The sequence below is a fragment of the Agromyces sp. Root81 genome, from assembly GCF_001429165.1.
In the GTDB taxonomy this organism is placed as follows: Bacteria; Actinomycetota; Actinomycetes; order Actinomycetales; family Microbacteriaceae; genus Agromyces.
Genome location: NZ_LMIR01000002.1, coordinates 334,188 through 348,099, shown reverse-complemented (window position 1 = coordinate 348,099; position 13,912 = coordinate 334,188). Strand labels below are relative to the sequence as shown.

Annotated in this window: 13 protein-coding genes; 8 read left to right on the top strand and 5 right to left on the bottom strand. The window is 71.4% G+C overall.

The genetic code is table 11. The features are described from left to right. The first annotated feature begins 122 nt into the window (after positions 1-122). The 5 genes from groL to menC all read left to right on the top strand — a co-directional run bounded on the left by groL (position 123) and on the right by menC (position 6,130). Entirely contained in the window at positions 123-1,742 is a 1,620-nt protein-coding gene (groL, locus tag ASE14_RS06555; RefSeq protein ID WP_056652542.1) for a chaperonin GroEL, read from the top strand. A 263-nt stretch (positions 1,743-2,005) separates the two neighbouring features. Beyond that, positions 2,006-3,280: a multidrug effflux MFS transporter gene (locus ASE14_RS06550; protein WP_056652539.1), complete on the top strand. Its 1,275-nt coding sequence runs from the start codon at positions 2,006-2,008 to the stop codon at positions 3,278-3,280. Positions 3,281-3,324: 44 nt separating this feature from the next. Then, positions 3,325-3,999: a phosphatase PAP2 family protein gene (locus ASE14_RS06545; RefSeq protein WP_056652536.1), complete on the top strand. Its 675-nt coding sequence runs from the start codon at positions 3,325-3,327 to the stop codon at positions 3,997-3,999. A 110-nt stretch (positions 4,000-4,109) separates the two neighbouring features. After that, complete coding sequence (locus ASE14_RS06540; protein WP_157372854.1) at positions 4,110-4,922, top strand: hypothetical protein; 813 nt, start codon at positions 4,110-4,112, stop codon at positions 4,920-4,922. Continuing rightward, on the top strand, positions 4,919-6,130 hold the full coding sequence (menC, locus tag ASE14_RS06535; protein WP_056652531.1) for an o-succinylbenzoate synthase: 1,212 nt from the start codon (positions 4,919-4,921) through the stop codon (positions 6,128-6,130). The genes ASE14_RS06540 and menC overlap by 4 nt, the downstream gene beginning before the upstream one ends. Before the next feature lie 105 nt (positions 6,131-6,235). Here menC and ASE14_RS06530 read toward each other — a convergent pair whose 3' ends face one another. Genes ASE14_RS06530 through ASE14_RS06520 form a run of 3 tightly spaced genes read right to left on the bottom strand, consistent with a single transcriptional unit; the run spans position 6,236 to position 9,286 of the window. Beyond that, on the bottom strand, positions 6,236-7,090 hold the full coding sequence (locus tag ASE14_RS06530) for an aminoglycoside phosphotransferase family protein (RefSeq protein WP_235511130.1): 855 nt from the start codon (positions 7,088-7,090) through the stop codon (positions 6,236-6,238). Further along, entirely contained in the window at positions 7,087-8,322 is a 1,236-nt protein-coding gene (gene ligD / locus ASE14_RS06525; protein WP_056655926.1) for a non-homologous end-joining DNA ligase, read from the bottom strand. Before ligD ends, ASE14_RS06530 begins: the two co-directional genes overlap by 4 nt. Positions 8,323-8,368: 46 nt before the next feature. Next, complete coding sequence (locus ASE14_RS06520; protein ID WP_056652528.1) at positions 8,369-9,286, bottom strand: AraC family transcriptional regulator; 918 nt, start codon at positions 9,284-9,286, stop codon at positions 8,369-8,371. 133 nt (positions 9,287-9,419) lie between these two features. On the opposite strand from ASE14_RS06520, the gene ASE14_RS06515 reads away from it, so the two are divergent. Beyond that, entirely contained in the window at positions 9,420-9,875 is a 456-nt protein-coding gene (locus ASE14_RS06515; RefSeq protein WP_200953287.1) for an SRPBCC domain-containing protein, read from the top strand. A 50-nt stretch (positions 9,876-9,925) separates the two neighbouring features. Further along, a complete protein-coding gene (locus ASE14_RS06510) occupies positions 9,926-10,411 on the top strand; it encodes a hypothetical protein (protein ID WP_056652524.1) in 486 nt (161 codons plus the stop codon). Positions 10,412-10,454: 43 nt separating this feature from the next. On the opposite strand, the gene ASE14_RS06505 is transcribed toward ASE14_RS06510, so the two are convergent. Continuing rightward, positions 10,455-11,072 carry a hypothetical protein gene (locus ASE14_RS06505; protein WP_056652522.1) on the bottom strand — a complete coding sequence of 206 codons (618 nt, stop codon included), beginning with the start codon at positions 11,070-11,072 and terminating at the stop codon, positions 10,455-10,457. 9 nt (positions 11,073-11,081) lie between these two features. Then, positions 11,082-11,930: an endonuclease/exonuclease/phosphatase family protein gene (locus ASE14_RS06500; RefSeq protein WP_056652520.1), complete on the bottom strand. Its 849-nt coding sequence runs from the start codon at positions 11,928-11,930 to the stop codon at positions 11,082-11,084. 85 nt (positions 11,931-12,015) lie between these two features. Between ASE14_RS06500 and ASE14_RS06495 the strand changes: the two genes are divergently transcribed. Beyond that, on the top strand, positions 12,016-13,866 hold the full coding sequence (locus ASE14_RS06495; protein ID WP_056652517.1) for a helicase HerA-like domain-containing protein: 1,851 nt from the start codon (positions 12,016-12,018) through the stop codon (positions 13,864-13,866). The last annotated feature ends 46 nt before the right edge of the window (positions 13,867-13,912 follow it).

Below are 13,912 nucleotides of genomic sequence, written 5' to 3'. Positions count from 1 at the left end.
GACAGCGCCGACCTCGCTTGCACTCGTGGCAGTCGAGTGCCAGAATCGATTTAGCACTCACTCGTTTTGAGTGCTAACCCAACGAATCTTTGAAGACGTCCGGGAAAGGACGAGAGAAACACATGGCAAAGATCATTGCTTTCAACGAGGAGGCCCGTCGTGGCCTCGAGCGTGGCCTCAACACGCTCGCCGACGCGGTGAAGGTGACCCTCGGCCCGCGCGGTCGCAACGTCGTGCTCGAGAAGAAGTGGGGCGCGCCCACGATCACGAACGACGGCGTGTCGATCGCCAAGGAGATCGAGCTCGACGACCCGTACGAGAAGATCGGTGCAGAGCTCGTCAAGGAGGTCGCCAAGAAGACCGACGACGTCGCCGGTGACGGCACCACGACCTCGGTCGTGCTCGCCCAGGCGCTCGTGCGCGAGGGCCTCCGCAACGTCGCCGCCGGCGCCGACCCCATCTCGCTGAAGCGCGGCATCGAGAAGGCCGTCGCGGCCGTCGAGGCCGAGCTCCTCGCCAACGCGAAGGACGTCGAGACGAAGGAAGAGATCGCCGCCACGGCATCGATCTCCGCCGCCGACGAGCAGATCGGTGCGCTCATCGCCGAGGCGATCGACAAGGTCGGCAAGGAGGGCGTCGTCACCGTCGAGGAGTCGAACACCTTCGGCACCGAGCTCGAGCTGACCGAGGGCATGCGCTTCGACAAGGGCTACCTGTCGGCGTACTTCGTCACCGACCCCGAGCGCCAGGAAGCGGTCTTCGAAGACCCCTACATCCTGATCGTGAACGGCAAGGTCTCCAACATCAAGGACCTGCTGCCCATCGTCGACAAGGTCATCCAGACCGGCAAGCAGCTCCTCATCATCGCCGAGGACGTCGACGGCGAGGCGCTCGCGACCCTGATCGTCAACAAGATCCGCGGCATCTTCAAGTCGGTCGCCGTCAAGGCCCCCGGCTTCGGCGACCGTCGCAAGGCGCAGCTGCAGGACATCGCGACCCTCACCGGTGGTCAGGTCATCTCCGAGGAGGTCGGTCTCAAGCTCGAGAACGTCACCCTCGACCTGCTCGGCTCGGCTCGCAAGGTCATCATCACCAAGGACGAGACGACCATCGTCGAGGGTGGCGGCGACGAGGAGGCCATCGCCGGCCGCGTCGCGCAGATCCGCAAGGAGATCGAGAACACCGACTCCGACTACGACCGCGAGAAGCTCCAGGAGCGCCTCGCCAAGCTCGCCGGCGGCGTCGCCGTCATCAAGGCGGGTGCGGCGACCGAGGTCGAGCTGAAGGAGCGCAAGCACCGCATCGAGGATGCCGTTCGCAACGCGAAGGCCGCCGTCGAAGAGGGCATCGTCGCCGGTGGTGGCGTCGCCCTCATCCAGGCGGGCAAGACCGCGTTCGAGAAGCTCGACCTCACGGGCGACGAGGCGACCGGTGCGAACATCGTTCGCGTCGCGATCGACGCGCCGCTCAAGCAGATCGCCCTCAACGCCGGCCTCGAGCCGGGCGTCGTGGTCGACCGCGTGCGCAACCTCCCCGTCGGCCAGGGCCTCAACGCCGCGACCGGCGAGTACGTCGACATGCTCGCTGCCGGCATCAACGACCCGGTGAAGGTCACCCGCTCCGCGCTGCTGAACGCCGCGTCGATCGCGGGCCTGTTCCTCACCACCGAGGCCGTCGTCGCCGACAAGCCCGAGAAGAACTCGGCTCCGGCCGGCGACCCGACGGGTGGCATGGACTTCTAGTCCGCGCCTCACGCAACGCACACGATGGGCGTCTCCCTCCGGGGAGGCGCCCGTCGTCGTCGTATCGGCGGCGGAACGCGGGGATCCCCGGTTGTGCTCCGGCGCCGGCGCGGTAGAATCACTGAGGGTCGAATCGATTCGAGCCCGTGCCGGCCGAATCGAACCCCAGCATGACGGCGTCCGCGTGACGCCAAATCGTCATCCATCGGTGCCCGAGGACGTGCGCCGCTCCCAGCTCACGCTCGATCCCGCACAGGAACCGCATGTCCTCCACCGCCTCCATCCCCATCATCCGTCCCGACGACTACGAGCGGCCCTCGCACCCCGGCGACCGGCTGACCAGCAGGCAGCGCCTCGTCTACGTGCTCGTGCTCGGCGCGCTCACCGCGCTCGGCCCCTTCACGGTCGACCTCTACCTGCCCGCGTTCCCGGTGCTGCAGCAGGAGCTCGGCGTCTCGGCCTCGGCCGTGCAGCTGACCCTGACCGGCACCATGGTCGGATTCGGCCTCGGCCAACTCATCGTCGGCCCGTGGAGCGACAAGGTCGGGCGGCGCCTGCCGCTCATCCTGGCGACGGCGCTGCACATCGCGGCATCCCTCGCTGCGGCCTTCGCACCCGACATCGTGTGGCTTTCGGTCTTCCGCCTGCTGCAGGGCTTCGGCGCCGCGGCCGGCGGCGTGGTGGCGATGGCCATGGTGCGCGACCTCTTCGGCGGCAAGCCGCTCGTGCGCATGCTCTCGCGCCTCGCGCTCGTCAACGGGCTCGCGCCGGTCATCGCGCCGGTCATCGGCTCGCAGTTGCTCCAGGTCATGGACTGGCGCGGCATCTTCGTCGTGCTCGCGATCTACGGTGCCGTCGTCGTCGTGGCCGTCGCGTTCTTCATCGTCGAGACCCTGCCGGCCTCGCGCCGACAGGTCTCCGGCCACTCGACGCTGCGCGACCGCTACGCCGCCCTCTTCCGCGACCGGGTCTACCTCGGCGCGGCGATCATCGGCGGCATGACGTTCACCGGCCTCTTCGGCTACCTGTCGACCTCGTCGTTCCTCTTCCAGGACCTCTACGGATTCAACGCGCAGGAGTACGGGCTGCTGTTCGCCGTGAACTCCGTCGGCGTCATCATCGGCGTGCAGGTCAGCTCGCGGCTCATGCGGGGCTCGGTGCAACCGCAGTGGATCCTCGCAGGCACCACGGTCGTGCACCTCGCGATGGCCGCGGCGATCATGATCCTCGACGCCTCGGGCGGCGGGTTCTGGGGCACGGCGATCCCGCTGTGGTTCTACATCCTCGCGTGCGGCTTCGCGTTCCCCGCGGTGCAGGTGCTCGCCCTCGCCCACCACGGCGCGGAGGCCGGCACGGCGGCATCGCTGCTCGGCGCCCTGAACTTCGGCCTCGCCGGGGTCATCTCGCCGCTCATCGGCCTCATGGGCGTCGGCAGCGCCGTGCCCATGGGGTTCGTGATGCTGCTCGCGGGCGTCGTGGCCATTGCGGCCCTGTGGCTGCTCGTTCGCCCGAAGACGGTGCCGCCGCTCAGCGACTGACGCGCCTCGAGCGGATGCCGCGGCGCCGCCGGTAACGTGAGGGCATGACGAGCGCGACCGCCGAGAAGCCCGCCGCCGGGCGCGTCGCCCGTCGGGTTCCGATCATCACCGGGGCGGCGGCGCTCGTGCTCGCCTGCCTCCTCGGGATGCTCGTGACCACCATGTCGGGTGCGCAGCGGTTCGCCATCGATGTGGCCTGGGCGGAGTTCGTGGTGAGCCTGCGCACCCCGGCAGGCGAATCGTTCGCGTACTTCATGAACGCACTGGGCGGCGGCTTCATCGGCGTGTTCGTCGTGCCGATCGGGGCCGCCGTGGTCCTGCTCATCGCACGCCGACCGTGGGGAGCCCTGTACTTCATCGTGGCGTCGGCAGCGAGCGCCGGCGTCGTGCAGGTCCTGAAGCACCTGTTCGGCCGCGCACGGCCCGAGGACATGATCGTCGTCTCGGACTTCGGGTCGTTCCCCTCCGGGCACGTGGCGAATGCGGCGACGATCGCCGTCGTGCTCGGCATGATCGTGCCCCGGGCCTGGGTGTGGGTGCTCGGCGCCGTCTACACGGTGCTGATGGCGTTCAGTCGCACCTACCTCGGCGCGCACTGGCTGACCGACACCATCGGCGGCGCGCTCGCCGGGGCCGGGGTGGCGCTGCTCCTGTGGGCGCTGCTCGCCGCGCCGCTGGAGCGCGAGCGACTCGCTCGGGGCGTGCGCCGCTCGCCCTGATCGAAACCGCAGTCGACGCGCGGAGCGACGCCGCGCTAGCGTCGAGGCATGCGCTTCCTCCTGCACGTGATCGCCGACGAGGGCCGGCCGGCGTGATCGAGGCGCGTTCGATGCAGGCAGGGGCCCGACGGCCCGCGGCGAGCGAGATCGCGGATGCCGCCGACGCGCGCGCCGGCGTCGAGACGCGCCAGGCGGCTGCGGGAGAGCTCGACGGCGTGCTCGCCCGCTTCGAGGCGACGTGGGGCGTCGGGCGCGGGCCCGATCGCTCGATGCTGCAGGCGATCGAGCATGCGGGCAACACGCTGCTCGTCGCGGTGCCGTCCGGTGCCGGCTCGGGTGCTGCGGCTGGCACAGACGCCATCCTCGGCGCGACGCTGGGATTCCTCGGCTGGGAGGGCGGCCTCCACCTCCACTCCCACATGAACGCCGTCGACCCCGCCGCCCGCGGACGTGGCATCGGACTGGCGCTGAAGCTGCGCCAGCGCGCCATCTGCCTCGAACACGGCATCAGCGAGGTGCGCTGGACCTACGACCCGCTCATCCGCCGCAACGCCCGCATGAACCTTGTGCGACTCGGCGCCGAGGTCGCCGCCTTCCACCCCGACTTCTACGGCCGCCTCGACGACCGCATCACGGGCGACGACCGAAGCGACCGCTTCGAGGTGCGCTGGCGACTCGAATCGACGCGCACCGCACGAGCGCTCGCCCGACGGCCGCAGCCCGTGTGGACGGCGCACGGCGGGCAGGCGCTCGTCGCCGACTTCGAGGCACTGCGAGCGGATGCCCCGGCCGACGCCGCCCGACTGCGCGAGCGTTCGCACGCGGCATTCGCCGCGCTCGCCGCCGCGCGGCTGCGACCCGAGCTCGACGCGGCGGGCGACTACGTCTTCACGAGCGACGACCCCGACCGGGAGGCAGAATGACCAGCACAGCACCCACGCCAGCTTCTGCACCGCGCATCGAGGCGATCGAGCTGCACCGCATCGAGGTGCCGCTCGTGCGCCCGTTCGAGACGAGCTTCGGCCGGGAGACGGTGCGCGAGGCGTTGCTCGTGCGCGTGCGCACCGACGCCGGCGATGGATGGGGCGAATGCGTCGCCGGCCGCGACCCGTTCTACTCGGCCGAATACGTCGGGGGAGCGGCATCCGTCATCGAGCGCTACCTCGCGCCGGCGCTGCTCGACGCACCGGCCGTCGGCGCGACCCGCGCCGCTCAGGCACGAGCAGACGATCCCCGCTCGACGGGAGTTCCGCTCGCGGCATCCGTCGCGCCGACGCTCGCCTTCGTCGCCGGCCACCGCATGGCGAAGGGGGCCATCGAGGCGGCGGTGCTCGACGCCGAGCTGCGCGCGCAGGGGCGCTCGATGGGCGAGGCCTTCGGCGCCGTGCGCGACTGGGTCGACTGCGGCGTCTCGGTCGGCATCGCCCCGACGCTCGAGGAGCTGCTCGACGAGGTCGCGGGCTACGTCGAGGAGGGCTACCGACGCATCAAGCTGAAGATCAAGCCCGGGTGGGACGTCGTGCCGGTCGGCGCGGTGCGCGAGCTGCTCGGGCGTGACGGGCTGCTGCAGGTCGACGCGAACACGGCGTACACCGCCGACGACATCCCGCTGCTCGCGAGCCTCGACGCCTTCGAGCTGCTGCTCATCGAGCAGCCGTTCGCCGAAGAGGACCTCGCGACCCACGCACTGCTCGCGAGCGCGTGCGAGACGCCCGTGTGCCTCGACGAGTCGATCCTCGATGTCGCGACCGCGGTGGATGCGATCGAGCGGGGTGCCTCCTCGGTGATCAACATCAAGCCAGGTCGCATGGGCGGCTACCTCGAGGCGCTGCGGGTGCACGACGCCTGCCGCGCCCTCGACGTTCCCGTGTGGTGCGGCGGCATGCTCGAGACGGGCATCGGCCGGGCGGCGAACGTCGCCCTCGCGGCGCTGCCCGGATTCGTGCTGCCCGGCGACACCTCGGCGTCGTCGCGCTACTACGCCGACGACCTCACCGAGCCGTTCGTGCTCGGCGCCGGCGAGCACCGCGGACAGCTGCGGGTTCCGGATGCCCCGGGCACGGGTGTCACCGTGCGCGAGGCCCTCGTGCGAGAGTGGGCCGTCACGGCGCCCATCGAGCTCACGCGCTGACCCGGGTGTGCCCGGACTCCAATCGTCGGAGTGAGGTTCTCGCGTCGGAGTGACCCGTTCCGCGCCCTCCGACGCGAGAGCCTCACTCCACGCGACGACCTGGCCTCATGCGTCGACGAGTTCCAGCGCCCGCTCGCCGATCGCCGCGGTCGACGCCGCCCGGCCGGGGTCGTCGGCGAGCGCGAACCAGGTCGACGAGAGCGCGCACCAGGCCACGAGCCAGTGGGCGAGTCGCGACCGCTCGATGGCGCTCGCCTCGACGACCACGCCGAACTGCCGTTCGAGTCGGCCTGGGCGCAGCGCCCGTTCGGGCGAGGGGTTGCAGAGCAGGTTGCAGTAGTCGAACCCGGCCTCGCCGACGAGCCCCTTCGGGTCGATCGCGAGCCAGCCTCGCTCGCCGAAGTCGAGCACGTTGCCGTGGTGCAGGTCGCCGTGCAGCACGACGGGGTCGCGCGGGTCGTCGAGCAGCGCCAGTGCGACGTCGGCGCCGCGACGGTGCAGTGCCGCGAGCCCGTCGGCCGCCGCGAAGAGCTCGCGGAACCACGTCGGCAGGTCGACGAGCTCAGGCGGGTCGGGGCGTTCGAGCACGAGGCCGGATGCCGCGTGGATGCGGCCGGCCGCCGCGCAGATCGTGCGCGTGGCCTCGTCGTCGCCACCGTCGGCGACCATGCGAACGAGGTCGCGGGTGCCGGTCGCCCGCTCGAGGAGCAGGGCCTCCTCGCTGTGGGCGAGCACCCGCGCGGCGCCGTGGCCGTCGAGGGCGACGAGGAGTTCGGCGCCGCGCTCCTCCTCTTCGGTGTGCGCGAGTTTCAGCATCGCCGGCTCGCCGTCGCTCGTCTGCACTGGGATGAGCCGGCTCGTGGCCGTCGTCACCGGTTCGCCGTCGGGGCGCAGCCGCCAGCGCCGCAGCCACGCGGCATCGCCGGCGAATCCGGGGTCCACCGGTCCGAGGTCGCTCACGGGCGATTCCACTCCCTGCCGGCCCACGGGTCGTAGTCGACCTCGAGCGGTTCCTGCTCCGGCCGTTCGCGCTCCGGCACGTGCTGCAGGTTCACGCGGATGCGGTACCAGAGCGACGAGCTGCCGCGCATGCCGTCGACGAGGGTGTCGGCCGGGTGGAGGAGGGCTGCGGCCTCGGGGTGCCTCGCCTTCCACCGTTCGAGTCCCTCGAGCGCCTCGGGCTTGGTCTTCGCCCGAGCGATCTCGATGAGCGGCATCGTCGAGGCGCGATGCCCCGACCCGTCGGAGGCCTTCGGCGGCTTCTCGGCGGGGCCGAGCTCGTCGGCAAGGGCGAGGAGCCCCTCGAGCCCGCCGGCGTCGTCGTCGATGCCGGCCGCAGGGTCGCCGCGCTCCGCGAAGCGTTCGAGCACCGTCGAGACGGTGAACCGCTCGGGGTGGCTGCCGCGCACCTCGCTCCAGTCGAGCGGCGTCGACACCCGGGCATCGGGCAGCGGCCGGATCGAGTAGGCGGAGGCGACGGTGCGGTCCTTCGCGTTCTGGTTGAAGTCGACGAAGACGCTCTCGCCCCGCTCCTCCTTCCACCACCTCGCCGTGGCGAGGCCCGGCGCGCGGTTCTCGACCTCGCGGGCGAGCGTCTCGGCGGCGAGGCGCACCTCGCGGAAGGTCCATCGCGGCTCGATGCGCACGCAGATGTGGATGCCGCGCGAGCCCGAGGTCTTCGGCCAGCCGACGAGACCGTGATCGGCGAGCACCTCGCGCGCGACCATCGCGACGTCGACGATCTGGCCCCACTCGACGCCCGGCATGGGGTCGAGGTCGACCCGCAACTCGTCGGGGTGGTCGAGGTCCTCCGCGCGCACCGGGTGAGGGTTGAGGTCGAGGCATCCGAGGTTCACGACCCAGGCGAGCGCGGCGGCGTCGCGGATCACGACCTCGTCGGCGGTGTTGCCCGAGGCGTAGTGGAGCGTCGCCGTCTCGATCCACTCGGGCCGGTTCTCGGGGGCGCGCTTCTGGAAGAACGCCTCCTGGTCGATGCCCTTCACGAAACGCTTCAGCACCATCGGCCGGCCGCCGGCGCCGCGCAGGGCGCCGTCTGCAACGGCGAGGTAGTACCGCACGACGTCGAGCTTCGTGAGGCCCGGTTCGGGGAACACGATCTTGTCGGGGCTGCTGATACGCACCTCGCGGTCGCCGATCTGCAGCACCTCGGCCGTCGACGCCTTCGGGCTCACCTTCCCCACACTAGGCCGCGGCAGCGCCGAATGGGAGGGGCGTGCATCAGGCGGATGCCTCCGACGCCGTCGCGGTGGCAGCGGCCGCGCGGGCGTACGTTCGCGGGGTCTCGCCGATCACGGCGCGGAACTGACGTGTGAAATGCGCCTGGTCGGAGAAGCCGAGTTCGGCGGCGAGGTCGGCGAGCGACGGCGGCTCGGCCGCCACGAGGCGGCTGCTTGCCTCCTGCATGCGGTAGCGCCCGATGAGCCACTTCGGGGTGAGTCCGAGTCGGTCCCGAACGAGGCGCTCGAGCGCGCGGAGGCTCAGGCCCGACGACGACGCGAGCTCGTCGGCGCGCACGATCGAGCGGTCGGTCTCGGCGAGGTCGACGACCCGCCGCAGGAGCGCGGCATCGTCGTCGAGTTCGATGCGCTGCGCGCGGAGCCACGTCTCGAACACGGCGACGGCGGATGCCTCGTCGCCGGCGTCGACCGCGGCGCGCACCTGCTCGGCGAGACCGGAGGCGTCCGTCGCCCGCAGTGCGTCGAACGCGACCGACGAGCCGACGAGCTCCCGCACCGGGCCGGGAGCGATCCGGTGCGCGACGCCGGGCTGCAGCAGCACGCCGAACGCCCAACCCTCGCCCTCGAGGCGCTGGCGACTGCGCCCGAGCTCGGGCCCGTAGAGCGCGGCGGTGTGCCGTTCGACGACGAGGTTCGCCGACGGGTAGTCGAGGACGCCCTGCTCGATGACGATGCCCGGCGGAAGCCGCCAGCGGGGGATCCAGATGTGTCGCACGAGGCCTTCGAGGTCGGCGCTCACCGCGTGGCGGGTCAGCCGCACGGGGGCGTCGGCCGAGCTCGCCTGCGCTGCCGCGTCGCCCGCCAACGGAGCGATGCCGGGTTGGCCGGGCCGACCGGCGAGCACGCCCTTCGTGGCGGCGCCGGCTCGCGAGCGCCAGTAGTTCTCACCCCTCTGCATGGGTCGAGTATGCCGGGCCCCACCGACGCCCGGGCACCGAGCCGGTCGAAGCGTCGCGTTTGTGCAAGACGCGGGCACCGGGGCATCCGTAGCGTTCATCTCGACCACCCGGAACCCAGCACAGGAGGACCCCATGACCGACTTCGAGATGACCCTGTTCGTCGCCGCCGCCCCCGATCGCGTGTGGGAGGCGATCACGGGCGAGGAGGGCAGTCGAGCGGTGATGTGGGGCTCGGCACTGCAGGGCGAGCTCGTCCCCGGCGCGCGCTACGAGTACGTCGGGCCCGGACAGGACGGCGACGAGACCGTGCACGTCTACGGCGAGGTGCTGCAGGCGGAGCCGGAGGCAATCCTGCAGCTCACCGAGCACCCGGGGCCGACCTACCGCGAGAACCACGCCGAGCTCCGCAGCCGCATGACGTGGCGGCTCGAGCCGGCGGGGGAGGCACTCACGAAGCTCACGTTCACGAACGACGAGTGGAGCGAGGGGCACCCCGCCCAGGCGGAGACGTCCGACACGTGGCCGCTCGTGCTGTCGAGCTTCAAGTCGTGGGTCGAGACCGGGAAGGCGCTGCCCTTCCCGTCGTGACCGCGCGCAGAGTAGCGTGAGGCCACCACCGGTCGGCGAAGGAGACACCCATGGAGCGAGCGCCCGCGTTCAGGATCGTTCGCTGGGAGCTCAAGGTGCTCTACATCGTCGTCGCGTGGATCGTCGGGTTCGCGATCGCCGACCTGCTCCGGGCGCTCGGTGCACCCGTCGTCGTGATCGAGGCTGTCGCCCTGCTGACGACATTCGGGCCGTTCGCGCTCGCGGTGCGGATCTTCCGCGGCCAGGGTGAGGCGATCGACCCGCCCCGGGCATGGTGGCGCATGACGGCGTGGCCGACGCTCAGCCGCCGGCTCGGCATCCTGTTCGGCGCGCTCGCGGCGTCGACCCTGATCGGCCTCGTCCTCGAGGCCGCGGGCGTCACCGCCACCTCGGTGCCGCTCGCCATGCCCGTCTGGATCGGCTCGACACTGCAGTACGCGGTGCTCGCGTTCTTCTACCTGAACTCGGCGGTGCGTATGGCCCGCGTCGGCATCGCGAAGCCCGAGCGGCTCCGCCCGACGATGCGCCTGAAGTAGTTGCGCGGCGGATTGCGGCGCCTGCCGGTCCGCGCCCGCGGGCTCAGCCCGAGTGACTCGCCCCGCGCGACGGGAGCTGCTCACCGATCCGACGGGGACGGCCGGCGAGGAACCGCATCGACAGTCCGGCGGCGAGCGACCCGAGGCCGCCCTGCAGGAGATCGCCGAGGGTGTCGGAGTAGCCGGTCAGGATCTCGGGATCGAGGTACGTGCGGCCGAACCACTCGAAGAACTCCCAGAGCGCGCCGAGCGAGAACCCGAGCGCCGTGACCATCACCGCGGCCGAGAGCACCGGGCGTGGGAGCGTCTCTGCGTCCGCGAGCACGTGGAACCGCACGAGCACGATGTAGAGCATCGCCGCGGCAATGCCGTTGGTGAAGAAGTGCATCGGGATGTCCCACCAGCGCGTCGTGTGGAAGAGCCCGAGCACGCTGCTCCAGGTCGAGACGAGCACCGCCGTGCCGAAGAGGATGTCGAAGGCCGGCCGGACTCGGAGCCATCGGGGAATGAGCATCGCGGCCGACGCCGCCACGAAGCTCAAGCCGGAGAGCGGGCCCCACCCGATGCCCGCCACGACGATGCTGAGCACGCCGAGCACGCGGAGCGCGTCGGCGACGATCTCGGCCGGTCCTTCTGGGCGCCGCAGCGAGGTGCGGATCATGCCATCAGACTAGATCGTCGCGCGGCTCCCGTGGCGGAGCACGGCCTGCATCGGTTCATGGTCGGATGCCGCCCGGCCGGCGAACCTCGCCGCGTTGACCCCGGCGCGGAGCACCTCGACCCGCCGGCCGACGAGGATGAGATCGATGCGGCTGCCGCCCGGCCGCGGCCGACGGTAGTTCGAGAACGTTCCCCACTGCGGCGTCAGCCGTTCGGAGGCGGCTCCCCAGGCATCCCGGAGCGCTCCATCCGCCGTCAGCCGACGGGAGACGGCGGAATCGGTGCCGGCGTTGAAGTCGCCGGTCACGACGACCGCCGCGTCGGGCTCCGCGGATGCCGCGTGCCGCACGAGGTCGAGGATCATCGCCGCCGATGCGAGCCTCGAGCGCCACGAGAGGTGATCGAGATGGGTGTTGAAAGCGAGGAGCCTCGCCCCGGTCGCCGCGTCGGTGAACGCGGCCGACACGACGATGCGTCGGGTGAGGTTGCCGAACGACCTCGAGCCGGGCACGTCAGGGGTCGCGGACAGGGCCCGCTGGCGCCACGCCGTCAGCTCGAGCCGGTCCGCGTCGTAGAAGATCGCGCAGTGTTCGTCCGTCCCCGTGGCGCTGCGGCCGCGACCGACCCACCGATACCGCGGCCCGAGGGCGTCTGCGATCGCGTCGACCTGGTCTGCGAGTGCCTCCTGCACGCCGAGGAGCGTCGGCTGCTCGGCGCGGAGCAGACGCCGGACGAGCGGCGCGCGTCCGGCCCAGCGATCGGGACTCCCCGGCAGCGAGTTGGTGCGCCGTCGGACGTTGAACGTCATGACGTGCACGTCGGGTTCGCTCACCGGCCCGATCAGCGCGGCATCGGTCATGCGCCCAGCGTACGCATCGTGCGTGCGCGGGGACCATCGGCGTGAGCGGACCCGCGCATGGATGCCGCGTCGCTAGGATCGCCGCATGGCTGATGACGCGGTGAAGCAGGCTCAGGAGGCGGCCGCAGCGGCGGCCGAGGCGGCGAAGGCCCTGCAGGCGCAGGCGGCGGAGGCCATCCGGAAGGCGGAGGAGGCGGCGGCGCTCGCCGAGGCAGCGGCCGAGGCGACGGATGCCTCGGCGCCCGCGGCGCCCGAGACCCCGGCTGCCACCGGCACGGCGGGTGCGGCGCCTGCGGCATCCGGGCCCCTCGACCAGGCTCAGGTCGACGCGATCCGCGCCGGCTACGCCCTCGAGGGTGCCGCCCTCGAGATCGGCGCCCTCGTCAACGGCGAGGCGCTGCCCGACGTTCCGGTGCGCATCCCGCTCGCGATGACGAACCGGCACGGCCTCGTCGCCGGGGCGACCGGCACGGGCAAGACCCGCACGCTCCAGGTGCTCGCCGAGCAGCTCTCAGCCAGCGGCGTCGCCGTGTTCGCCGCCGACATCAAGGGCGACCTCTCGGGCATCGCGACGCCGGGGGAGGGCAACGAGAAGCTGCTCTCGCGCACGGACGGCATCGGCCAGCAGTGGAGCCCCGCGAGCTTCCCGACCGAGTTCTACTCGCTCGGCGGCGTCGGCAGGGGCGTGCCGATCCGGGCGACGATCTCGGGCTTCGGCCCGCTGCTGCTCTCGAAGGCGCTCGGCCTGAACGAGACGCAGGAGTCGAGCCTCGGCCTCGTCTTCCACTACGCGAACAAGAGCGGCCTCGCGTTGCTCGACCTCGAAGACCTGCGGGCCGTGCTCGCCTACCTCGTCAGCGACGAGGGCAAGCCCGAACTCGAGGGGCTCGGCGGACTGTCGAAGGCGACGGTCGGCGTGATCCTGCGCGAACTCATCACCTTCGCCGACCAGGGCGCCGACGTCTTCTTCGGCGAGCCAGAGATCGACACGGCCGAGTTCCTGCGCGTGGCATCCGACGGCCGCGGCGTCATCAGCCTGCTCGAGGTGCCCGGCGTCGCCGACAAACCGGCGCTCTACTCGACGTTCCTCATGTGGCTGCTCGCCGATCTCTTCACCGACCTGCCCGAGGTCGGCGACCTCGACCAGCCCAAGCTCGTCTTCTTCTTCGACGAGGCGCACCTGCTCTTCAACGGCGCCTCGAAGGACTTCCTCGCGCAGATCACGCAGACCGTGCGGCTCATCCGCTCGAAGGGCGTCGGCGTCTTCTTCGTGACGCAGACCCCGAAGGACGTGCCGGCCGACGTGCTCGCCCAGCTCGGCTCGCGCGTGCAGCACCAGTTGCGCGCCTTCACGCCCGACGACGCGAAGGCGCTGCGCGCGACGGTCTCGACGTACCCGAAGTCCGGCTACGACCTCGAGGAGGCCCTCACCCAGCTCGGCACGGGTGAGGCGATCGTCACCGTCATGAACGAGAAGGGGGCGCCGAGTCCGGTCGCGTGGACGCGGCTCCGCGCTCCGCAGGCGTCGATGTCGCCGTCGCCCGACGCCGTGATCGACGCGGCCGTCGCCGCGTCGCCCCTGCTCGCGAAGTACGGCACCGGCATCGACCGCGAGTCGGCGCACGAGATCCTGACCAAGAAGCTCGCGGACGCAGCGGCCAAGGTCGACGCCGAGGAGGCGGCCGCCGCGAAGGCGAGGGCCGACGCCGAGTACGAGAAGATGCAGGCGAAGATCGCAGCGGATGCCGCCAAGGCCGACAAGAAGGCGCAGGCCGAGTACGACCGGCTCATGAAGCAGACCTCGACGACGTCGCGCTCGCGCTCGTCGCGGTCGAAGGAGAAGTCGGCGCTCGAACAGGTGCTCGGCTCGAAGACGACGCAGAACGTGCTGACGAGCGTCATCACCGGCATCTTCGGCATGGCCAAGCGCCGCTGAGCGCACCGCCCCGGCTCATCGGTCGGATCGCCGCCATGCGGGAGGA